26 protein-coding genes, 2 tRNA genes and 2 pseudogenes are annotated in these 21330 nt (G+C 57.0%); 22 read left to right on the plus strand and 8 right to left on the minus strand.

Annotation, left to right across the window (positions count from 1 at the left end):
• Positions 1–34: 34 nt before the first annotated feature.
• Positions 35–110 (plus strand) — tRNA-Ile (locus AC0L2C_RS04055).
• Positions 111–216: 106 nt separating this feature from the next.
• Here AC0L2C_RS04055 and AC0L2C_RS04060 read toward each other — a convergent pair.
• From AC0L2C_RS04060 to AC0L2C_RS04070, 3 genes are read right to left on the minus strand one after another with little or no spacing between them, the layout of a single operon-like run.
• Positions 217–1407: a site-specific integrase gene (locus AC0L2C_RS04060; protein WP_473522751.1), complete on the minus strand. Its 1191-nt coding sequence runs from the start codon at positions 1405–1407 to the stop codon at positions 217–219.
• The gene (locus tag AC0L2C_RS04065) at positions 1407–1658 is read right to left on the minus strand and encodes a helix-turn-helix domain-containing protein (RefSeq protein WP_473522752.1); all 252 of its coding nucleotides are present in this window, start codon (positions 1656–1658) and stop codon (positions 1407–1409) included. Before AC0L2C_RS04065 ends, AC0L2C_RS04060 begins: the two co-directional genes overlap by 1 nt.
• A 60-nt stretch (positions 1659–1718) precedes the next feature.
• Positions 1719–1973 (minus strand): helix-turn-helix transcriptional regulator, encoded by a 255-nt coding sequence (locus AC0L2C_RS04070; RefSeq protein ID WP_473522753.1) that lies wholly within the window; start codon positions 1971–1973, stop codon positions 1719–1721.
• Between the two features lie 388 nt (positions 1974–2361).
• On the opposite strand from AC0L2C_RS04070, the gene AC0L2C_RS04075 reads away from it, so the two are divergent.
• The 11 genes and pseudogenes from AC0L2C_RS04075 to AC0L2C_RS04125 all read left to right on the plus strand — a co-directional run bounded on the left by AC0L2C_RS04075 (position 2362) and on the right by AC0L2C_RS04125 (position 9244).
• Positions 2362–2613 (plus strand): NEL-type E3 ubiquitin ligase domain-containing protein, encoded by a 252-nt coding sequence (locus AC0L2C_RS04075; protein ID WP_473522754.1) that lies wholly within the window; start codon positions 2362–2364, stop codon positions 2611–2613.
• Positions 2561–2860 carry an NEL-type E3 ubiquitin ligase domain-containing protein gene (locus tag AC0L2C_RS04080; protein ID WP_473522755.1) on the plus strand — a complete coding sequence of 100 codons (300 nt, stop codon included), beginning with the start codon at positions 2561–2563 and terminating at the stop codon, positions 2858–2860. Before AC0L2C_RS04075 ends, AC0L2C_RS04080 begins: the two co-directional genes overlap by 53 nt.
• Positions 2854–2949, plus strand: a pseudogene (locus tag AC0L2C_RS04085) (SMC-Scp complex subunit ScpB); the annotation flags it as partial. The gene AC0L2C_RS04080 and the pseudogene AC0L2C_RS04085, both read left to right, overlap by 7 nt.
• 313 nt (positions 2950–3262) lie before the next feature.
• Positions 3263–3745: a hypothetical protein gene (locus tag AC0L2C_RS04090; RefSeq protein ID WP_473522756.1), complete on the plus strand. Its 483-nt coding sequence runs from the start codon at positions 3263–3265 to the stop codon at positions 3743–3745.
• Between the two features lie 1191 nt (positions 3746–4936).
• Positions 4937–5197: pseudogene (locus tag AC0L2C_RS04095) on the plus strand (hypothetical protein); the annotation flags it as partial.
• 202 nt (positions 5198–5399) lie between these two features.
• Positions 5400–6011 carry a dTMP kinase gene (locus AC0L2C_RS04100; protein ID WP_473522757.1) on the plus strand — a complete coding sequence of 204 codons (612 nt, stop codon included), beginning with the start codon at positions 5400–5402 and terminating at the stop codon, positions 6009–6011.
• A 78-nt stretch (positions 6012–6089) separates the two neighbouring features.
• Positions 6090–6431, plus strand: a complete 342-nt coding sequence (locus AC0L2C_RS04105; RefSeq protein WP_473522758.1) for a hypothetical protein — start codon at positions 6090–6092, stop codon at positions 6429–6431.
• A complete protein-coding gene (locus AC0L2C_RS04110; RefSeq protein ID WP_473522759.1) occupies positions 6428–6799 on the plus strand; it encodes a helix-turn-helix domain-containing protein in 372 nt (123 codons plus the stop codon). Before AC0L2C_RS04105 ends, AC0L2C_RS04110 begins: the two co-directional genes overlap by 4 nt.
• Complete coding sequence (locus tag AC0L2C_RS04115; protein ID WP_473522760.1) at positions 6800–7819, plus strand: protease inhibitor I42 family protein; 1020 nt, start codon at positions 6800–6802, stop codon at positions 7817–7819.
• Positions 7819–8496 (plus strand): C1 family peptidase, encoded by a 678-nt coding sequence (locus AC0L2C_RS04120; RefSeq protein WP_473522761.1) that lies wholly within the window; start codon positions 7819–7821, stop codon positions 8494–8496. The genes AC0L2C_RS04115 and AC0L2C_RS04120 overlap by 1 nt, the downstream gene beginning before the upstream one ends.
• Positions 8468–9244, plus strand: coding sequence for a hypothetical protein (locus tag AC0L2C_RS04125; RefSeq protein ID WP_473522762.1), 777 nt, complete (start codon positions 8468–8470; stop codon positions 9242–9244). The genes AC0L2C_RS04120 and AC0L2C_RS04125 overlap by 29 nt, the downstream gene beginning before the upstream one ends.
• Here the strand turns inward: AC0L2C_RS04125 and AC0L2C_RS04130 are convergent, their stop codons facing one another.
• Positions 9245–9913, minus strand: coding sequence for a uracil-DNA glycosylase (locus AC0L2C_RS04130; protein WP_473522763.1), 669 nt, complete (start codon positions 9911–9913; stop codon positions 9245–9247).
• Entirely contained in the window at positions 9910–11058 is a 1149-nt protein-coding gene (locus AC0L2C_RS04135; protein ID WP_473522764.1) for a pyrophosphatase, read from the minus strand. Before AC0L2C_RS04135 ends, AC0L2C_RS04130 begins: the two co-directional genes overlap by 4 nt.
• Positions 11059–11192: 134 nt before the next feature.
• On the opposite strand from AC0L2C_RS04135, the gene AC0L2C_RS04140 reads away from it, so the two are divergent.
• The 5 genes from AC0L2C_RS04140 to AC0L2C_RS04160 all read left to right on the plus strand — a co-directional run bounded on the left by AC0L2C_RS04140 (position 11193) and on the right by AC0L2C_RS04160 (position 15163).
• Entirely contained in the window at positions 11193–12326 is a 1134-nt protein-coding gene (locus AC0L2C_RS04140) for a hypothetical protein (protein ID WP_473522765.1), read from the plus strand.
• Entirely contained in the window at positions 12323–13468 is a 1146-nt protein-coding gene (locus AC0L2C_RS04145; protein ID WP_473522766.1) for a caspase family protein, read from the plus strand. Before AC0L2C_RS04140 ends, AC0L2C_RS04145 begins: the two co-directional genes overlap by 4 nt.
• Positions 13465–14799 (plus strand): hypothetical protein, encoded by a 1335-nt coding sequence (locus AC0L2C_RS04150; RefSeq protein ID WP_473522767.1) that lies wholly within the window; start codon positions 13465–13467, stop codon positions 14797–14799. The genes AC0L2C_RS04145 and AC0L2C_RS04150 overlap by 4 nt, the downstream gene beginning before the upstream one ends.
• Positions 14800–14916: 117 nt before the next feature.
• The gene (locus AC0L2C_RS04155; RefSeq protein WP_473522802.1) at positions 14917–15075 is read left to right on the plus strand and encodes a hypothetical protein; all 159 of its coding nucleotides are present in this window, start codon (positions 14917–14919) and stop codon (positions 15073–15075) included.
• The gene (locus AC0L2C_RS04160; protein ID WP_083918691.1) at positions 15008–15163 is read left to right on the plus strand and encodes a non-canonical purine NTP pyrophosphatase; all 156 of its coding nucleotides are present in this window, start codon (positions 15008–15010) and stop codon (positions 15161–15163) included. The genes AC0L2C_RS04155 and AC0L2C_RS04160 overlap by 68 nt, the downstream gene beginning before the upstream one ends.
• 31 nt (positions 15164–15194) lie before the next feature.
• Here the strand turns inward: AC0L2C_RS04160 and AC0L2C_RS04165 are convergent, their stop codons facing one another.
• Both AC0L2C_RS04165 and AC0L2C_RS04170 read right to left on the minus strand, forming a co-directional pair.
• Entirely contained in the window at positions 15195–16475 is a 1281-nt protein-coding gene (locus tag AC0L2C_RS04165) for a tyrosine-type recombinase/integrase (RefSeq protein ID WP_473522768.1), read from the minus strand.
• Between the two features lie 212 nt (positions 16476–16687).
• Positions 16688–16754: transfer RNA gene (locus tag AC0L2C_RS04170), tRNA-OTHER, on the minus strand.
• A 211-nt stretch (positions 16755–16965) separates the two neighbouring features.
• Between AC0L2C_RS04170 and AC0L2C_RS04175 the strand changes: the two genes are divergently transcribed.
• The gene (locus AC0L2C_RS04175; protein WP_473522769.1) at positions 16966–17820 is read left to right on the plus strand and encodes a helix-turn-helix domain-containing protein; all 855 of its coding nucleotides are present in this window, start codon (positions 16966–16968) and stop codon (positions 17818–17820) included.
• 606 nt (positions 17821–18426) lie between these two features.
• A complete protein-coding gene (locus AC0L2C_RS04180) occupies positions 18427–18648 on the plus strand; it encodes a hypothetical protein (protein WP_473522770.1) in 222 nt (73 codons plus the stop codon).
• A gap of 21 nt (positions 18649–18669) precedes the next feature.
• On the opposite strand, the gene AC0L2C_RS04185 is transcribed toward AC0L2C_RS04180, so the two are convergent.
• Positions 18670–19407, minus strand: coding sequence for a DUF4336 domain-containing protein (locus AC0L2C_RS04185; RefSeq protein ID WP_473522771.1), 738 nt, complete (start codon positions 19405–19407; stop codon positions 18670–18672).
• A gap of 541 nt (positions 19408–19948) precedes the next feature.
• Here AC0L2C_RS04185 and AC0L2C_RS04190 point away from each other — a divergent pair.
• The 3 genes from AC0L2C_RS04190 (at position 19949) to AC0L2C_RS04200 (ending at position 21318) form a co-directional block, all read left to right on the plus strand.
• Positions 19949–20143: a hypothetical protein gene (locus AC0L2C_RS04190; protein WP_473522772.1), complete on the plus strand. Its 195-nt coding sequence runs from the start codon at positions 19949–19951 to the stop codon at positions 20141–20143.
• A 437-nt stretch (positions 20144–20580) separates the two neighbouring features.
• Positions 20581–20796, plus strand: a complete 216-nt coding sequence (locus AC0L2C_RS04195) for a DUF768 domain-containing protein (RefSeq protein ID WP_473522798.1) — start codon at positions 20581–20583, stop codon at positions 20794–20796.
• Positions 20797–21018: 222 nt separating this feature from the next.
• Complete coding sequence (locus AC0L2C_RS04200; RefSeq protein WP_473522773.1) at positions 21019–21318, plus strand: hypothetical protein; 300 nt, start codon at positions 21019–21021, stop codon at positions 21316–21318.
• Positions 21319–21330 lie beyond the last annotated feature (12 nt).

Genomic DNA, 21330 nt, shown 5'->3' on the forward strand with positions numbered 1-21330 from the left:
GATTCGGGGAAAAACATTAATCCAGCCGCGTGTGGGGCCTGTAGCTCAATGGTTAGAGCCGGCGGCTCATAACCGCTTGGTTGGGGGTTCGAGTCCCTCCGGGCCCACCATGACCATTGATTTTATTTCGGAAAAGTGCCCTCGGCCCAAAACGTTTTGGGTCCATTATGGGCCAAAACAAAGACCGTGGTCCCGGTTTGTTCCGACTCGGTGTGATTATCTGACGATGCGGAGGTTTGCCCGTCGCTTCATGGCGTCGCGTTTGGCCTCGCGCTCGTTGATCGCGCGAGCAATATCAACCGCGATCCGCTTCTTGTTGGCCTCACGCACGTAGTCATCCGTCACCGTCATGGAGGAATGCCCCATGGCGTCCATGATGGCCCGGGCCTGGATGTTGCATTCAGCGAGGTAGGTGCCGAAGGTACGGCGCAGGCCGTGAAGCGTATACCCGTCAGGAATATCGGCCTGTCGTGCCCAATGCTGCATCATGCCTGTCAGGCTCTTTTCTGAAAATGACCTGCCATAGGCGTTCTTTAAGACAGTGCCGCCTTGCGAGCGATCAAGCGGCTCCAGGGCCGCTGCTAGCTTGTCTACGACCGGAATGAACATCTCGCGCCCGCCATGGCGGTTGCGGTTCTTCTTCTGGCGGAAATCAAAGGCCTCGATTAGCACCAGCGAGCCGTCGAACAGTTCGATCTCTTCGGTTAAAAGATCGTCCCACTCAAGAGCAGCGATATCCCCGCGCCGATTTCCAAGCCAGAAGCCGAGTGCATAGCAGGTGCGTGCGGCTGTGCCGATGGGGTGTCGCTCCTCGAACCTTTCGCGCATCGCAATTGGCCAAGCTGGGTTCTTCGTCGATTTGGGCACCCGCACACGGATAGATAGCGATGGATCATCCTGCGGCTTGATCCATTTTTCGACATCGGTCGCGACCAATAGAAGTTTCTTGATGGCGACCAACATGTGTTTGGCGACTGTGCGGTTTGTCCTGAAGATGCCTTCAATGATTGCGCGAAGCCGATCCGCGTCGAGATGTTCAACAGGAGTATCGCGCCAGGTGAGTGGGTAGTTGGGATCGACCCGCAGGTTGAGAAAACGCTCAATCAGTCGCGCATTCTTCTGCTGCGTGGCTTCATCAAAATCCAGCCACTCCATTGTCGTTTCAAGCCGGCGCGCGGCATGGCCAAAGGTTTTTGGCAGTGCCCGACCGGGCAAATCGATGATACCTGCCTTCTTGCCTTGACCCTGCGTGGCCTTCTCGTAGGCCGCCTCGAACTCGGGATCGCCGGGCTTACCGGGAAGGCGGATTTCGGGCATGCCTTTTGCGCGGTAGCGATAAGCTAGCTTGCCGTTCTTGAGACGCGAAGAGACCCCAGGGTATCGCGCATCTTTGAAGGGCCTAGCCATCAAATGCTCCTTCCAGACTTCTGCCGCCGGTGCTCAACGCGCGGGGAGTTCTCCAGCATCGCCTGTAGCGAAAGGGCTTCGCTTTCGATGGCAACGCGCAGGAGCACCGGGTAAGGGAAGCCTCTGCCTTGCTCTATGCCTTCGAATGTGCGTTTCGGTATTCCCAGCACCTTAGCTGCGGCTTCGGCAGTGAATCCTCCCTTGGCCCTCCAGGCTTTCACTTCTTGCGCAAGTTTCTCATCCTCGTTCATGTCATGCCTTTCGCACGCAATGACCATACTACGCCTGCGGCGTATACGCAAGGAGCGTATTTATTTTCTTCTTTCTCTGTCCCGTTTGCTTCTTTCCAGCAGTTCTTGAAGACCGCTATCTTTATCCGGCAAAGAGGTGAAAGCTATGTCGAGGGCCACACGATCCCAGACAGCGCGGCTGTTGATGCGCTTGGGCTTCGGCATGCGCCCATCGGTAACCATTTCGTCGAAAAGCGTCGATCCGACACCGATGTAGCGAGCTGCTTCCTCACGAGTTAGACCTCGTGGGGGATATGAGATTGCATCACTCTTCATGGGCGCTGTCTCGCCTCTGAGGTGCCTATCGTATTGGTGTCGAAGCACAAAACCGCATCCTCCTTGCAGTTCCCAGCGAGTGGTCGTGCCGACTTAGAAGGAAAGGGCCTTAAGCGGAAGCGGTCTGACTAAGTTCGTTCGGCGTAAACTGGCGGCAACGTGTGAACGGGTGGATCACGGCAAGAGAGCTATCGGCGAACGGCTCCGCAATGAATTGCTCCCCCGCCTTCGCCGCCTCCTATAGCGTGGAAACTTGAGCCGTTATCGAGGGCCGGCGAACACCGCCGCCACAGCATTGTTATGGGCCGAAACCAATATGCCTCCATATTGAAGACCCCTCGATCAGCCGATCGACATCGACGATGGCGCCGCACCGCGATCGGCAGCTTTGCGCGGTAGCCCCGCGTCCAAGTGCCGGAGACGACTAAGTCCAAATAGCCCGCTGGCAGGCTGGCGTCCCCAGCATTCTCCTTGCCCGTCCCAGTCGCGTGCAAAAGAGCCGGGCTCCCAGGAATACACGCGCTTCCTAGACCGGCTGTCGGAAAACGCGAACTCTGGCAATGCAAAATTCCGGCAGGATGTGGCCAATGATCTGCGCGAGGCGGCGACCAACCCGCAATTGCGCGACGCAGCACTTTGATTTGGCGGGTATCGAGAGCTGCGAAGACCGCGTGACTTTGGCCTGGGATGGCATGCAAAACGCCTGCCTGATCGCAGACGTCGAGAACGGGGTCTATGACAATAATCAAGGGATCGCCGCCTTCGTTGATCTCGGTCGGGTCATGTTCCGCTTGAAAGCGCTGGAGGGAATCGCGGACGAGAAGGTCCGAGAGCTCGAAAGCGCCCGTGCCCCGACATCGACGGCTCAGATGCTGACACCGAGATAGGGCTCGACACGTTGCGCGACCTGCCGGATTTCGAGGCGCTCGAGGATGCCGGATTGCTCAGCAAAGAAAAGCTGTTGGCTGGCGACATCGGGCGTTCGACGACCTCGACATTTTGTTCAGTCATTGTCCGAAATATGCAGCAAATTTCGGACATAGCGCGATTCCGACTGAAGGGTCTTGCGTCTCACTCGTCGGGGCCTGTCGCTCTCGTCACTTTTTGGGCAGTCACTCGCATACTCGAACAAAGGCAGAACAATGGCTTTGACAATTCTTAGAATCGGTGGATGATCACCAGTCACAGCTTCGGCCAAGTTGCGTTGAATGCCGTGAGCCCTGAGAGGGGTCGATAATATCTACCAGCCGCACCGGTTTCTCCATTCAACAGTTGATGGGACGAAGTTCATGGCCAAAGACTCTGCACTATTGTCGGAGCTTCATAAACTTATTGGGCAGCGGATGGATGCTGGCCAGATTGCACAACCAAGCCAAGTCGTTGCAGATATTTTCAAAAGCAAACCTCTCGCGGGCCCGCATGCTGACTTCTATAGAGCGTTCGCTAAGAAGGAACTGGTAGGTGTCGTCACACGCATGTTGAAGCGCGTGGGGATGAGCGACGATCCTGCGTCTCCACAGATGGTCTTTCCCGGCCACACTCGCTTGGTCAAATCGTATCCTGTGCTTCGCGATGGTGAACGCTCCCTGGTTCCAATAGGCCTTTGCACAAGGCACGAACTTTCTAACCATGTCTCGCTTCTTCGAAAGCAGGCAAAAGGCTGCGAGAACCACGCCGCAGAATTAGAGGAGTACCTGGCCAACAAGGCTTCTCGGAGGGAGAACCAAGCGGAAATGAAGCAGTCTGAAAAGACCGAAGCCGAACCGGCGTGATGGTCGAGGTGGCCCCTTCCACCGTTTCCTTCACCCCCACATACCTCAGGATATGCCGAGGTAGGGTCACACTAGATTCGCGAAATCAAATCATTTCAGATATCATCGTCCCTGTTGGGGGGCGCTTCCGCTATGGATATTTTGGTTGAAGGGGAGGGGCCGGAGGGCGAGACTTCGCCGCCTTCACGAGCATCGCGCGAGCCGAGCTACAGGCATCGCGACGCGCTTAGGTTGCTCTTCATCTTGGTTGCGGGCGGCGAAGACGTCGCCAAACCCACAGAGGAGGTCGTGAAAGTCTTTCGAGCCGAGAAGCGCTTGATGGCCATGGATTTCCTTGTCCGTTATCCCGACTATTTGAGTGACGCCCTGCTGGATCTCTACGAGGAAACCCGCGAGCCCGAGCTGCTGGAAGCGGTCAAGCGCATCTTCCTCGACGACGAGCCTTCCGTCAGAATGGTGCGGATGGTCCGCTGGCGGCACGGCGCCTACCAGAATGTCGAGGATGCCCTTGCCATGCTGAGCTACTACGGCCTGACGAGACCGATGCAACTCGCCGGTGATGACGGCAAGATTCGTCGGTACGAGTACCTCATATCATCGAAGGCGATCTCGTTCCTGGAAAGGTGCGTTCAGGATCACCCGGAGTTGGAGTGGTATCGTGATCGATTGGCTTTGATCATGCGGGTTGCCAGCGGCAAGAGCGGTTCTGCGCTGAAGGAATGGCAGTACGAGCACCCTGAGTACGGAAACACGATCCAAGGTGATACCGACCATCCGGGAGTAAGTCGAACAACGCCTGGCCAAGATTATTGGATTAAAATCATGAGAAAGGAACGGACCATCGAGCCGACCGAGTCCGGCTGGATCAAGGCCATCGCCGAAGACAGCGGCAGTTCGGAATCGGATGTGCGTACCGTGCTGCTCAAGTTTGGGGTTCGCGCGCAGACCACGCCGCTCTGTGCCAAGAGCCTTCGCTTCGACAGCATCAATTTGAGGGGCATTCGAGCCGAGTCCGAGCGCGACAGGCCGTTCGATCTGTCCTGGTCGGATCTGGGGACCGGCATCTGGGCGGTGATGTCCGAGCGCAATTTGCGCGGAAAGTCGTCCATCCTGAAACCCGGTATCGCGTCGATGAGGTCCTGCATCGCCTGGAATTGCGCAAGGCGGCCGGCGAGGAGAAAGCGGCGGAGGGTACCCGAGCACCGACTTCACGCCCCAGACACTGCCATCTGGGGGCAATCCGGCATCCTCGCCGGCCTGCTTTTCCGAATGAGCAATTTGCCAAAAGGCGAAGGTCACGAACGAAAGTTCGTCAACGACGCTCTGGTTTGCCTGCAGGCGCGGCAGCTGGGTGCGCGTGTGCTCACGGGAAACATTCGGGACTTCGACTTTCTTTCCCAACTTGTACCGACGGGGCGAATTGTCCTGTATCGAACAGTAGAAGCCTCGTGATTCGCATGAGTTCGGCGGTCTCAGAGTACGGGGTGATCTTCCGCCAAAATTCGGACCAGCTCCTAAACTGCGGTTAAACCTTTTGCCGCATCAATGGCCGCTGAGTATGAAAGCCTCGGCTGCGACGCTGGCGTTTTGCTGAGTCTGACGGTTTAACTAGAAGCCATTCTGCATATCTATTGACGGGTATATGGGAGCGTAAATGTCTGGAAAATTATTCTTTATCGAGGGACCGGACGGAGTTGGCAAAACGACGACGATCGATCTCTTGAAGGTCGCCTTAGTGCAACGATCTGGCCGCTTTGAATTCTTGAGCTTTCCGGGGAAAGCTGAAGGCACCCTTGGCGCAGTCGTTTATCGTATTCACCACGACCCGGCGGCATTTAGAATAGCGACAATGAGCGAGCTCTCGAAGCAGGCGCTTCATATTGCTGCTCACCTTGATGCCATCGAACGGCTGATCGTGCCAGCGCTGCAATCCGGGACACATATCATCCTCGATCGTTTCTGGTGGTCGACGCTCGTCTATGGCGCGGCCGCCGGTGTTCATCAAGCCGGCTTGCGAACACTCGTGGAAGCCGAACGACTTGTCTGGGATAAGTTTCAGCCGGCACTTGCCATTCTTCTCGATCGGGATCAGCCAATCGATCGGGCTGACGAGATCAGCAGTTGGTTGAGGCTGCGTGACGCTTACCGGAGTCTCGCACTTGAGGAAGGTTCTCATTATCCAGTGAAAATCGTCTCGAACATGCGGACACCCGAAGAAGCCGCGTCGGCCATTGTGACGCTGATCGGAAGCAAGCTTGAGAGCTGATGTCCGAATTTCAGACATTACCTGTTGGAATATCGGACAAACAATGCTAAGTGGTGGTACCATTCTTGGAGTCGCGCCTTGCCAATCGATCCGAGCACTAAAGTCAAAGTTCCCCCCTTTCCCCTCGATCACGTTCAGGAAACGCTGCTTGCTGAGCTCATAAAATCCATCAAGGATCTGGCGGAATTTGAAGGTGTTCTACTTCCAAAATCTCAAAATGAACTGGTCGTAAAAGCGATTCATGTCGATTCCCACACCGTAGTCGAAATTCTCTGTGTCCTTGATGAGGTGGTTGGCTTCGAGGTGGGTCAGGCGGCTGTACGTCCAGGGGGATATGAATCCATCCAGGAAGCTGTCGACGATGTGACATCACGCTTGGCCAAGCTTTGGGAGAAACGTTTTGAAGGTGCGGTCGCATGAAAGGCCCCGCCAGCCACGGAAAGTCGGACGAGGCCGAACGTTTAGCCATCGCTGACAAATTGCGTCAATGTAGGGAATATGTCGGGCTCAGCCAGGACGAGGTCGCCAGCCGCCTTAACATTCCGCGGAGCGCCCTTTCCAATATTGAAACAGGTCAGCGTAAGGTCGATGTCATCGAGCTACGAAAGCTCTCCACGCTTTACCGGCGACCGGTCAGCTACTTCACAGGGGATGCCGACTCATCGGACATTTCGGAGCCGGTGCACCATTTGGCTCGCACGGCATCCAAGCTGTCGTCAAATGACCTTGAAGAACTGAGCCGCTTCGCTGACTTCCTGAAGAGCCGTTCATCGATCGAGGAAGAATAGATGACGGCGATCGAGAATGCCATTCGAAAAGCGATGGCTGCGGCGGGTCGGCTGCAAAACGATCTAGCGATACGAGATAGGATCGAACGCGCCAATGGCCTCCTGAATGGTCAGATCGATGTCTTTGGTGTCATGGCACATCTCAACCTGCCGCTGATCTTTCGCCCTTTGGACGGCCTGCTAGGGGCATTCATGAGCGAGCCAGTCGCCGGAGTGCTTATTACCACCAAGCGTCCACTCAGCGTGCAACGGTTTACCGCAGCCCACGAGCTCGGACATTTTTATCTCAAGCACAAGCCAAGCCTTGATGACGATTCGATCCTACGCCGCAGCCCCTTTGCGGCTTCACGGGATACCAATCTTCAAGAGGTAGAAGCGGACGCTTTTGCCGCGTCATTTCTTCTACCTCAATGGCTGGTGCTCTTTCATTGTAAGCGACACGGCTGGACGAAGCCTGATCTTCCCCAACCTCGAATTGTGTATCAGCTTTCGCTGCGGGCCGGCACGAGCTACTCCGCTACCTGCTGGACGCTTGCCCGCTATAATTTGATCAGCCGTTCAGATGCAAAACGCCTCGCCGACATAGAGCCGAAGAAGATCAAGAAGGGTATCCTCGGCGAGGTCGAGCCGACAGCCTACTATGGTGATGTCTGGGAACTGAGCGAGGCAGATAAAGGCGAAGTTCTTCACGGCGGCCCCGACGACCTTTTTGTGATGCGGCTGAAAGAAAACGCTGGCGCAGGCTACCTATGGCGCGTTGACGAACTGACGCCGGATGCATTCGCGGTCAGGGAAGATGTCCGGGAAGTGACCGGGGAGGAGAATGCAGGGGGGCCCGTCGTTCGAAGGATCGTCGCGCAATCAGTGAGGCAGCAGCAAGGCACCGTGCGGATGACAGAAGCGCGGCCTTGGCAGCCCGGCAGCGTGGTCAATGACTATACGCTCGACGTCGATCTTTATGGTCCTGAAGTCGCTGGCTGGTCACGTGCGGAACGTCGTTTCCGACTGGAGGCCGCGTAATGTCGGGGCCGTCGCTCACCTATGACCTGCGCAGCATGTTTGGGGACGTGCGTGATCAGGGCATTCGCCCTACATGCCTGGCTTTTGCTGTGAGCGATTGCCATGCGGCGGTTCGCGATGGGTGGGATCCGCTTTCGGCCGAGTTTGTCTTTTACCACGCGCAGAGGCGTGCAGGTCTGTCGCCGAGCCAAGGTGCGCTCCTATTGCACATCCTTGAAGCGATTCGCGACGATGGACAGCCTCCCGAAACGAGCTGGCCTTATCTTGCAGACTTACCTGGGGACCTGAGCCATTGGGGGCCGCCCGTCGTTACGACGAGGTATTTTCGAAACTTCGAGCGCGGTCCGGGGTCTTTTGACGAGATCCTTGCGAATTTGCTGGGAGGATCTCCGACCGTAATAGTGCTGTACATCGGGGAGGCGTTCTACAACCCTGGCGGTCAAGGAATTGTCGCAGGCTATCCTGGCGAGAAAGATGTCACCCGTCATGCCGTTATCGCGGTAGGCGCTGGGATCGTTGGGGGGCGAAGGGCTCTGCTCGTGCGCAATTCCTGGGGACTGTTCTGGGGTTCGAACGGCCATGCGTGGGTTACCGAGGATTACGTTTCACAGAGATTGCGCCGGATCGCGGTGCTGAAGGAGGAAGTCGGTGTATCTGCCCATCAAAACGCAGCCTAGCTGTGCGTCTGCTTGGCTCGCGGCCGTCGCTGCCGTCAATTCGGCCAGTGGCAGCCACGATGCACAAAACGTCATCGTGGACGTCGCCAACCCGACAGTCATGAGCGACGCCGACCTAGAGGTTATCTCCCTTGTCGATGAGTACCTCCGGGAATACGAGAGGTATCCTGTAGAGACTGTCGCCAACACCATCTTTCCGCGCTCTCTATTCTTGAGACATAAGGCTCCCGCCTTCTATGACGTTTACCGAACCAAGGTTCTTCCGCGCATCAAAAAGGGCGATTGGGGACGGTACTTCGATCGCATGATCACCTTTCCGCTGCAGAAAAAGGGAAAATTCCTCAATCCCCTGGACGAAATGGTAACGAAGATGCGCGATCAAGTTGCTTCCGGCAGGTGTTTCCGCAACGTTTACGAGATCACTATCTACGACCCCATCCGTGACGCCGGTCCTCTGATGAACAGACAGTGCCTGAGCTTCCTAAGCTTCAAGCTTACGGACGGGCCCGAACGCAAGCTTCTGCTGACGGCGATGTACCGCAATCACTACTACATCGAACGGCTTCTGGGAAATCTCATCGGCCTCGGCCGCTTGATGAAATTCGTTGCAGACGAGGTGAAAGTCGGCGTGGGAAGCCTGACGATCGTTTCGACTCATGCCGTGGTCGACTGCCCGTCGGACAGGGAAAGCCTGAGTGACCTTCTTAATGAGGCTCGAGCGACAGGAAGCCTTAGAGAAGCCGCCTGATCAGAGAAGATGCAGCTGTGTCGGCGGGACCGATCTTCCCCGAATGCTGTAAAACGTCTCAAGTGCACCTATAAATTCATTCTGCCCGCCGTAACTTGGATGCCGTACCGCTGTTGCGGCCAGATCAAGATCGGCGAGGGCGGACTGCGCATCGCGGCCGATTGCGACGAGATGTTTCGGTCTGAGGGCGGCGATCAGACTTTCAAGCAGGGGCTTGCAGGCGAGCCTCTCGCTTTTCGTATGGCAGCGGTTGGTCATCGGATCCCCGGCTGCATGTGGATGGAAAGGAAAGACGTTCCATAAAAAAATCGGCTGCTCGATCGATCTCAACATCTGCCAGACGATCGCAGCCGTTCTCTCGGCAATCGGAGGTCCTTTAGTTGCTCTGCACAACGGCTCCGTGCCGAGCAAATCTGCGTGCCAATCGAGATGCAATTCATCAGTTAGCGCGAGTCCAGTACGACGGCCGCCTCGATAGCCCAGATCGCGGGCGATCCAGAATGAATGAATGCCCCGCGCTAACGCGGCATCCAGAACCGCTTCGAGATTCCTGCGCCGGATCGTCGGCGCTTCGTCGGTATCGAAATCTGGGCAAGCGTCAACGTATGGATTGAACGCGTTTTCAAACCTGTACGAGGCCAGTTCTTCGACAAAGGCTGCAGCTTTCATGGCGCAAGCTCCTGCACGGTCATGCTTCGTTTGTCTAGATCGAGAACCAACCGTCCACGACGATGTTCCTTAAGATACCGGTAGGCCGAATTGCCCGTGAGGATGGCCTGTTCCCAAAGCCACAAAGGGCAAGCTTCGGACTCGAAGCCATGAACAAATCCCTTGACCGCCTTCAGCAAGTTTAAATCGACCTCGTCGCGGCTTTCAAAGAAGCCGTGCTCCTTCGCTCGGGAAAAAACGTAGGCTGCAACGCCTTCCTCAACGATGATCGCTCGTAGACCGTCTTCGCCGTCGTCCACTTTGGTTTTGCTTTTCCGTTTCACCTTCAACAGCGCCCGTGTCACCGGCGACCACCCAAGGACGGCTGCGTAAGCATAGTGGAACGCATCGTGGAAACGATAGAAATCTTCGACCACGTTATTGTCGGTAAGCCGGTCACCAATATTAACGCCATTGCACCGCTGGTACACATAGGTTTTCCCGCCGCTCGGCCGCTCGAAGATCTCAATCTCCAGTTGCCGCGGCAACTGCTCCTCCGGGGGAAAGTCGATGTCGAACAAAGGTGGCGGCGTCCGTTCGAGCGGCCATTTGTCTCGTGCCTTCAGGATATTGCGAACGGCGGCATCGCCTAATGTCACGCCAGCTTCGGTGGCGGCGTCAATAAGACTTCGGAAAATGACCGACAACTTACTGAGAAGTAACGGTCTGTCCGTTTTGGAAACAGCTTCGCCGTGCTCGTTGGCAAGATTTCCAACAGCGTTCGCGAGCTTCAGAAGGGTCCGTGACACCTCGGGGGTTGGAAATGGTAGTCGAAGACTAGGTTGCGGCTGTAGCTGCGCGAAGGTAAGCGGCCCATCGGGCGAATGGCGGAAGTCCGCAGCCAGCTCTTCGAGCGAAAGATCCGCTTGCGCCGCGATGATCGCCAGATACCAAAGCGCATCCCCGAACTCCTCGAGCACACCGCGTTCATACGAGTCGTATGCGTTAGCGTCTCGCTGTTTTTTCTTTACCTCGCTCAGGAGACTGCCGGTTTCCCCGAACAATCCAAGGATGGGCAAACCCAAACCGGCCGCCTTGCCGTGCGTTTTGTCTGTGGTTTTCGCAGCTGTCTGGTAATCATTCAGCGTAATCGTAGAAGCGTCCATCCCCGAATCCTCCCTATGAAACGAGGGTGACAGACTATTCGGGAAATAGGAATCGGAGACTTTGAATTTGTAGGTGCTGTGGCTTGCTAGCCACAGGCTTTCAAGATTAACTACAAATATTAAGGGGGGCGGGAATGGTGCAGGTCGTTTTTGTTCACGGCGTTGCCAACAGAAAATCAGACGCCGGTTTCGACGCGAATGTCGCGATACGTGATCGTCGTTTCAAGGAACTCGCGTTTTCGTCAGCGGACTTCACAATCCGCAATCCCTATTGGGGTGAGTTTGGCGCGGACCCTCAGTGGAAATTGGCGTCGGTTCCGAACTTCGATGCCGATTACCAGGCACTTGGTATTGGCGCCGCCTTGGCCCAAGGCGATGGTTCTCAAATACTAGAAGCCGCCCGAATGGATTTCGCCGCCGTGGTTGGGGCACTTTCAGTCGCCGCACTCTCGGACCCAAACGAGGCGCCCGCTCAGGATTTTGAACTCTTTTGGATGAAAGCAGCCAGATATGCGGCAGCCCAGCCAAAGCCTGCATGGTTGGCGACCGCGATCGACGACGAACAGTTTTGCGATCGGCTGCGCAAAGAGGCCGAGGCTGGCGCCGCTTTTCAGGGACTGGGATTTCTCGATCATGTGAAAGCCGCAGCCGACAAGATAAAGAGCGGGGCTTCCAATCTCGTCAACGGCCCGTTCGCCCGGGCTGGTCGGGAAAAGATCACGCCGGGTCTCGCGATCTTTATCGGGGATGTTTTTCGGTACCTGCGAGAAAACGACGCTCGCACCCAGATTCGCAAGTCAGTTTCCGAGGCGATTGTTGCCGCAGGCAAACAGAGAAACCCTGACGAGCCATTCGTATTGATCGGCCACAGCATGGGCGGCGTAATCCTTTATGACCTGCTCTCGAGCAACGAAACTGTCGAGAGCTTTTCCGCAGCCATTGGGACGAAATTCGCGGTCGATCTCTTTCTTACTGTTGGTTCACAAGTCGCGCTTTTTGAGGAAATGAAGCTCTATGAGGCAAGCACCTCCGAATTCTCGGGGCAATCCAAATCGGTACCGACTCCAAAGGCGGTCAAGAACTGGTGGAATGCCTTTGACAAGATGGACGTGCTTTCCTTTGTCACATCGCCGATTTTTGAAGGCAGCGAGGATTTCTCCGTTGATACGATCGCAGGCGTGCTTGACGCTCACGGCGCGTATTTTTCCAGCACGATGTTCTACACCCGGCTGAACACTCGTCTGAAAAATATAGGGCTTGCGCCGTGACGACAATCTACCTTCGGCCAGGCAACGCGCCTCAGACCCACGCATTCATCATCGGATGTGGCCGCTTTCCGAGCCTCAGCGCCAACGGGTCGGCCGACAGAGTGGCGACGACCGCTGGTGCACGCGCTATGGTCCGCTTCCTTCTTGATCGGGCCGACAGCTTGGTCGCCCCGCTCGGTTCGATCGAGGTGTTGTTGTCCGATCCCGCCCAGGTTGCCGGACAGGACACGCTCAGCCTGGGCGTCGTAGATCACGATCCCCGGGTCGACGATGTTGTCGAGCCAGCCAACGAAGCCAATTATCACACTGCCGGGGATCACTGGATTGGACGATGCCGCCCAGGCGATCATATGTTTTTTTATATGGCGTCGCACGGCGTGACCGACAGCGATACAACGGCCGTTGCTGTATTAGAAGATATCCGATCCATCAAGCACAGGCCATGGGCGCAATCGATTAACATTACGCAGCTGGCGTCGGCGCTGCCAACTTTGCAAGCCGATGGTTGTTGGGTCTTTCTGGACGCCTGCCAGGAAGTCATTCCAGCTATATTTCAGCAGATCAATGGAGCGCAAAGCCCAGCTCTGATCACCCCCGATATTACCGCGCTTACTAGACGCCGGACAAGCTCGGTTTCGCTGGCCGGATCCAGGCTTGGCACCAGCGCATGGGCTCCCACCGATGGGGCTCCGCCATTCTTCACGCAGGCCTTGATCGAAGGCTTAAGTGGAGCAAGCGTCGAATTCACCAATCCCGACGGCTGGGTCGTGACCGGACAGCAGATCCTATTTACGCTAGGTCGTATCGCAAATGCCGCCTTCAACAATACCGATCTGCAAACAGAATCTCTTACGCAATTCAACAGGGATGTTAAGTTGCTGAGGGTACCACATCCGCAGATTCCCGTCGTCGTACGGACGGCGGTCGAAAGCCACATGCTTGCCGCGGTCTCTGTCACGGCGAATGATGGAAACGGGCGGATTTTTACCAAGCACGACGCTGAGTTGGCGTGGAGGTTTCGTGTCGACCCCGATCTCACGCGCTACACAACCTCGGCGCAGTTCCCAGGCGGGAATCCCTCGTATCAAGATCAAGTCTTCACAGCCGCTCCTCCCGCCCAGATCGTGGAGCTCGTGGAATGATCGGCGATCATGATGTTCACAATGTCCGCATTGTCGGGCCAGCGCATGTCCCATACCATTTCCGTCTAATCGGTATGAAACGTGAATTAAGCGGAGCTGATCTTCTGAGCAACAAAGATGGAGTTGCGGAGACGCAACTGCAGGCCGGGACATTTTTGTGTTACGCGGAAGACCTCACGACGGGGGCCTTAACGACGACGAAAATCAACATTGTCGGCGGCGTGAACCCTTTTATCGTCGAACTAGGCGAGAAGCCGCGAAGGACGCCAGTGGCCTCTAATTTTCGACCAAGCCGCATTCAAGCGTATGAGTCGTTCCGAACGGCCTCTGCGGTGCCTGTCGACATGGACGAAGATCTTGTGCCAGTGGTCTCCCCCAACTTGGCTGAATATGCCGCGAAGCAATTTTCGAGCGCCACTACGCCGGTCACTTCACGTTTGGAAAAGCGCTTCTCAATTGGTCTTTCGATCGATCTTACTTCGGCTCGGAGGGGAGGGTGGCGCGCTTTTCAGCGAGTCGAGGGCCTCCATCCGCGAAAGGACGGCAACCAGATCATCATCGATTTTGGTTCTCTAGCGTTTCGGCCTAAGGAGCGGCTGCGTTTGAGCGTCGGCATTGAAGGCGACCAAGTCTGGCAAGTTAACGTGCCGCTGTTCGAGACCGGCCTTAACGCAGAAATCGCATTAGTCAAATCCGGCTTCGGTCCAGAGCTGGCGTTGCGCTTGGTTGCACCTGATCCCAGCCTTTCGTTGGTACTTGCTGGTTCGAGCGGATCGTATCCAGGCGGCTTGGAAAGAATTTCCGGTTTTCAGTCGGATCGTCGAGGAAAGCTCGACGCGGACCCGTGGACAGACCTTTCTTGGGCTCTTGCCGATATCAGGGCCGGGGCGGTCCCTCGGCTGCCGGGTGAAGGACCATGGCCTTGGAACAAACATGACCCGATAAGCGATGGATATGTCGTGTGGGCATGGATGATTGCAGCAAGAGCCGACAAAACCTCACTCAGTCTTGATCAGCGCTGCCTTAACACGTTGGTGCAAGCCCGCAAGCTTGGGCGGCCCTATTTCTCGGCCACAAGTGAGTTGGCGGCCGAAATGTTGGAAGCGCTGGCACTGTCATCAAATGATTCTACAATCCGCGCGAATGCGAAGTACGAAGCTGCAATATGGAGCCGCCGAGGAAAGACCAAGCTCAAAACCGGACCTTTCTATGCGTGGGAGCGCCCAGAACGAAACCTGCAAGCTGGCAAACTGCCTACTGGGAACTACAGAACATTGGCTTCGGGCCGCCTTCGCAGGGATGCTTTGGACCTCGAAAAGGTTCTGGTATAGCGGAGAGCTGATCGTAGCTTCGGATGGCGTTTCGAGACCTGATGTTCGAGCGACCGAAGAACCCTAACTTCTATGGCTTTGAGCAAATGCGCCATGACGCGGCCTCATGACTAGTCGATGAAGAACGGCGCGGAAGGCAAAGTCGCGCATTACGAGAGCAGCTATCATCTGACCTTGCTGTTCATGCCGTCGCCGGACAGCCAAGCGCGTGCGGAAAGCGCGCTCGTCGACTCGCATCATTCCGAAGGCGAGACAGACTCATACGTTCGTAGGTGAGACGATGGGGACTATCGCTCGCGCGCCTCGGGGATCGCGGGAGTTCTACTGGGACGTCCTTTTCTGCCCGACGACGGTGGCGGGATGACCTACGCCCATTTGGTCGTCCGGTTGGAGATTCATCTCGGTGTTTGGTATGCCGTCGCTGTTGGGTTCAAAGTGGACGGTCGCGATGGTGTATGAACGGCAGGCTTGCCGCGTCGCCCGATCGAGATCACTAGCGCGCTTTTGCTCTCGAGTTCATCCAAATAATCTCCCCACCACTGCATCATCTTGACACGCTCTTCCCAATGCTCAGCCCGGGCGTAGGCACGACGAACGTCGTTGTTTTCGATGTGGGCCAGTTGCCGCTCTATGGCATCCGGATGCCAATTTCCGCATTCGTTTAGCAGAGTTGATGCCGTTGCTCGAAAACCGTGCGCGGTAGCTTCTTCTTTGCCATAGCCCATACGGCGAAGGGCGGCGTTAAGCGTGTTGTCGGAAATCGGACGCGAACCCGATCGAACACTAGGAAACAACAGCGATCCACCACCAGAGATTTCTCTAAGTGAGGTCAGGACGCTGACCGCCTGCCTGGAAAGAGGTACACGGTGCGGCCGTCGCATCTTCATGCGTCCTTCAGGGATGCTCCACACCGACCTTTCGAAATCGAACTCGTCCCATCCGGCCGCGCGCAGCTCGCCGGGGCGGGGAAACAGCAGGGCCATCAGCCTTAGGGCGGCTCGGGTTGTAGGCTGTCCGTCAAATGCATTGATCGCCCTCAGCAAGCCTCCCAAGGCCTTAGGATCGGTAACCGCGGCACGCGGCGTGACCGTCGGACCGACGAGTGCGCCCCTCAGGGCGATCGTCGGATCTACATCGGCGCGCGCGGTTGCGATTGCATATCGAAACACACTGCCGATGGTGGAGCGCAGTCGCCTGGCCGACTCGTACCGACCGCGACCCTCCACGCTCCGGAGAGCGGCAAGAATTGTGGCCGGATCGATCTCCCGAACGCTTTTGTCCCCAAACGTTGGATACGCAAAGTCGAGCAACCATTTGACCTTGGTGATGGTCCGGTCGGCACGTCCCTCCTTCTTCAGCTTGTCGACATAGTCCTCGGCGATTGAGCGAAAGGTGTTCTCCGCCGAAGCCTTTTGCGCCTTACGCTCCTGTGCGGGGTCGATGCCACGTAGGAGGAGACGTTTGGCGGTATCGCGCGCCTCGCGTGCCTCAGCGAGGGAGATGAGAGGATAGCTGCCCAACGCAAGAAGCTTCTGCTTGCCGCCAAAACGATAGGCGAGGCGCCACAGGCGAGATCCGGTAGGCTGCACCCAAAGCTGGAGCCCGCCACCGTCAGACAATTTCACGAGCTTGGAAACGGGTCGGGCATTTCGGCATTTTACGTCGGAAAGGGCCATTTTCGGGACCTCCATTTGGCTGCATCGATACCATCAGGATCTCCAATACCAGCGAAAATACCAGCCCCCCGCCTCGTTGGACCAACTGCGCCGAAATTCCACAAAACCCGACCATTTGCGCTTTACGCGCCGAAATCTGTAGGGATTTCAGTCAATTGCTGAGACAGAAGCGTTGAAGCTTCGGTGAAAGAGAGTGTCAGGAGAAGAGGGGATGGTGCCCAGAGGCGGATTCGAACCACCGACACGCGGATTTTCAGTCAAACGTTGATCAGCCAATATCAAGGGGTTGCAGCGAAACTTCCGTCAAACCCCGCTCCAAAAATCAATCACTTAGCCCTAGTTTGTCAAACCCCATCGAGATCGCGGCGGCTTGGTATCTCGCGAACTCCAACACCTGCGAACGCCCGACAATTCCCGCGCTGAAATGCCGTTTCGGACTGACCGCGCATGAGGCGGTTACCGCTATCCGAGAAGCTAACGGCCGGCACGCATGAGCCTCGGCCGTCCACGTATTTCGATCATCCCCGCCGATGCGGTCACCGACCCGTTGCTGGAAGGGCGCGACCTTCAGGTCCTAGCACTGTTGGGGCGCCATACAGACAATCGCGGCTGGTGCTGCCAATCGCAGGTGAAGATGGCGAAGGAGTTGGGATGCGGCCGGGCCACCGTGCAGCGGTCGATCACTCGCCTGGTCTCGGCGGGATACCTGCAGCAGCGCGCAAAGGTCCGCGACTCGGGTGCCGACGCGGCGCACGAATACCGCGTTGTGCTCGATAGGCCTGACCTCGATGACGCCGTCGAAACTGATGCCGACGCGGCTGCCGCAACAGAGGGTACCCACGAGCGGGCAGGGGTGCCCACGGGTGGGCAGCGGTGCCCACGTATAGATGGGCAGGGGGTGCCCACGTATGAGCGGGCACCAATGTTAACGATCCCTGTTAAACGAACGAGAGAGAGCGCGCGCGAGGACGAGAAAGAATTCGAGCGGGCACGCCGTGCTTGGCCATCGGGCTTTGCGGATAGCCGGGACGATGCCTTGGCCGCCTGGCTGGATCTGTCGCCTGAAGATCGCCGGGATGCATACGGCGAGATTACCCGTTTCGCGGATACCAATAAGGCAATCGGCCGAAAGCTGATATGCGGCTTCGCGTGGTATCTCCGCGAACAGCGCTGGAAGGCGCTGCCGCCTCGGCCGAAGCCGGCCCCGGTTGCAGCTGCGAGCGAGCCGAGGGTCTTGCCAAGGTCACGTCCGACAGCGTTCCAGCGCGCCAACCCGCACCTCTACCCCGAGTTGTTCGGCGACTCGACGGGGAGCAACAACCAGGACGGGGCACAGGATGGGTAGGTACGGAAGTTCCGGCGGGCCGTCACTGGTAGTTCTACCAGTGACGAGCGCACCTACACACCACCAAGCACGGCACCACTGCCACATGAACACGGCGGGGGGGAGGGTCAGACCAAAAAGCCCATTTTTCGCTAGACCCGTCCCACTCTCTTTCGCAGGTTTTTTTCCTGAACGAAGTTTTTGGGATAGGAACACGGGGGGTATTGAGCATGATCGACGAAGAATTACCCAATGATTTCAATGGAGGCGCCGTAGATCGCACTGACCAAGACGCTAAGGACGGCCTATTAAATTTCATTTCTGAGCCGTGCATCCTCCCTGGCATTCCGGCGCGTTCGCGGCGATGCTTGACCTGCGACTAGGGCTTTCCCGCCCGTTCGCAAGCGTTCTAAAGATTCCGCCGAAGCCCGCGGGGTGATTGCTGACGCCGAACGGGAATGGCGCGAAACTGTTGCGGAACGCGGGGCCGCCCAGGCCAAGCAAAGCGCAAGCGTGGTGGCCGCAAGATCATCATCTCGCCCGCCGGCGCACAGCAATGGACTCCAGCACGGCCACGCATCGACAACACTCTGATCCGGGCGCTGGCGCGGGCGTTCCGGTGGAAACATGCTGGAAACAAGCGAGTTCGCAACGGTGATCGAACTTGCCGCGGCCGAAAGGCTTGACCGCTCCTTCGTATCCCACGTCCTCCAGTTGACGCTGCTCGCGCCCGATCTGGTCGAAGCCATACTCGACGGACGGCAGTCCATGGGGGTTCAGCTCCAGGCGCTCGTCAGGGGTTTGCCCGTCGAATGGGAACGGCAACGGGAGTTGATGGCTACTTCCTGACAATCTTCTCTGCGGCCGCGCTCAGAGAAGCCAGGCCAGCGACTGGCGAAGTAATGTCGTCCCATCCTCGTGGAACCACCGGCCATGGCTGAAGATCACGCGCTTTGGCTGAAAAGCCACGAGGCGCTCCGCGGCAGCCTTCGCCTGCTCATGCTTCCGTTTGATGATCATCCGCAGGTAAATGGGGGCCTTCCCCACAGGTGCCGTGACGCCTAACAGGCGCGCCGCCGGCCTGATAATGAACGGCAGCTTTTCCGGCTCAAGATTCAGAACTAGATCCGTAAGCACCATAGTTCGGCTGTTCTTATGATAGAACGCGACTTCGGTGAACCCACCGGCTCCTGGAACGAGAACCTGATCGAGATCTTTCGACCAGGCGTCCGGCGCCGCTGCGGCCAGATCGTGATCGATCCTGACGCCGGCCCGGCGGACCTTTGCCCGATGGCGCAAGACCGGAGCGGCCCAAGTCGATGCTCCCTGCACATGATTCTGCCACTCCTTGAGGAAGGTCCAGTGTGCACTGTTTGGCGCAACCAGATGCACTATCGGACCAATCTGCTCGAGCTGCTTTCTCAGCTCAAAAGCGAACCGTGTTGGTGAATGCAGCAGGAGCCCGCCATTCCCGAGCTGGATAACCGTCATGCGCACCGGGACTGGAATGCCCATCACGCTCAGCGGTCCGCTGTCGACGATCCAGATCCCAGGGGCGACAGGCTTGGCGACATCAAGAGGAGGGTAGGTGGCGTCTTCGGGCTTCATGGTTGTGCTTCAATTCAGCTTGGAGCTGGCGCAACACGCTTCGAGAGGATCTGTTCCGGGGAACTGCGTGACGGGTTCGTCTGCTGGCCAAAATAAATCATTATGTTGCAACATACCAACGGCAGCTTCGCGCCTATCCCGGTCGTTCCACCGGCGCGCCCCGTCCCTTAAAAGCGGACATCCCTCGTTCCTACGCTAGCGGCGACTTCGCGCCAACTCCTGCCCTTTGCGGCGGAAGCGACCAAGGTCGCGATCCGGACCCATTCCTGCCCTTCCGTTGTTGAGGCTGAAGGCGAAGGCGTGATCCCATGAGCCTCCAAACAAAGTCGAATTATAGTTTAAATATGCCGGTGACCACGTTATGTGGGACGGTCAGCGGCTCGATACTTGCGACTGATACCGAATAGGCTCGCTCCCACATAGTTCTCTCTTTTGTTCGGGCGCACTCTTTGGAAAACGGTTTCAATCAATGGGTTCGAAATTTGGCGCGCACTGAGAACTGGACCATTAGGCCGGCACATCTCTCACCAGGAGGCAGCAAATGACCACCTCAAGAAAACTGAGAATTGTTCTGCTTGCCGGAACCGTCGGGTTTCTCGGACTCGGGGCCCCAGAGCAGCTTATAATCCCAGGCGTGTTCGACGGCATTATCTCCACAGCTGAGGCCAAAGTCGGGCGTCCGCTCACGCCGGTTAGCGTCGCCGGTGTGGCGCGTCGCTCCGCGCGACGGAACTGAGCAGCTGGTGTGTACAACGGAGAGCCAGCAGGGCTTTGAGCCGCCCTTCGCGCCACAGTTGTCACGCCAGCAGCCGTAGGGCCGGCTTACGGCAGGAGGGTCTCCCATACCCCCGGAACTGACCCCGCGACGATCTACGATTTCATTCTCGATGATGTCGCCAATAGCCACCTCATCGTGGGATTCCGAGCAATTCTATGAGCGTGAGAGCCTGATCCCGGGTGATCCCGGTTTCACGTGCGAGCGCCTGCGCCTGGAGTTCCTTTTGCCGCTCGGGTTCACTTTTTTCTATCTTCGCCCATGGTTAGATGTTCCTTCCCACTACGGAACCCAACTTGCGACATAGCGCCTTGTTCCTCTTGTTCCGAAATTCGTTCATCCGCTTTGTTGTTCGTGTTCAAGCTGGAACTAATGTCCGTTCGGTAGCTTATGCCCAGATGAGCGCACGCGGCATCACTTTCCTGCACAAGTGGATTGCGAACAGCGTTCCTAAAACGGCCCGGCCGGATGTAATTTCGATCAATGAGCTGACGCACAAGCTGTTTGCCGACGCGAAGTCAGTGGGCATCAGGCGTGAAGAGATCGACGAGGAAGTCGACAGTCTCTACCGCACCATCCTTAATGCCATTGTGCATTTCGACCCGGGATTGTGAGTAATGGTTTTATCCACGAGCGCCCGCCTGAAGCGCGCGAGGGTCGCGCTTTCCTTATGCCATCGGGCGTCGCACTGCTGGTCTTGGTGGCTGCTTGACGGTCGATTGTGCTGGTCCCCGACAGCCGCGCTTTCCCTTCCCGGTGCCGTTGGATCGGGTCTTGGTCAAAATTTTACATTAGAAACTTGGAACATAAGTGAGGCAGAGAACATTGTTGGCGCCATGGACAAGAACGATGGCGACAATCTTCCTGAAGGGGACAACCTGCCCGAGGATCCAGTGATCCTAGCCGATATCACAAAAAGAATTTCGAGAGAGATCGACGGTAAAATTGGCCCGGACGGTTTGGCGGTCACGGAGGCCAGGCGGGATCGCAATCTGGTTGGGGAATGGGAAGAAGCTGACGCCGCCCTCGACAGTCAACCGTCCGTGGTTCCGTTTTTCCTGGTTCTGTATGCGCTCACTATGTTGGGCTTGGCAGGATACGCCATCGCTCGTTGGTACTTTTTATGGCGTGCTTGAGTCCTTCTCTCA

The organism is Mesorhizobium sp. WSM4845, from assembly GCF_055811455.1.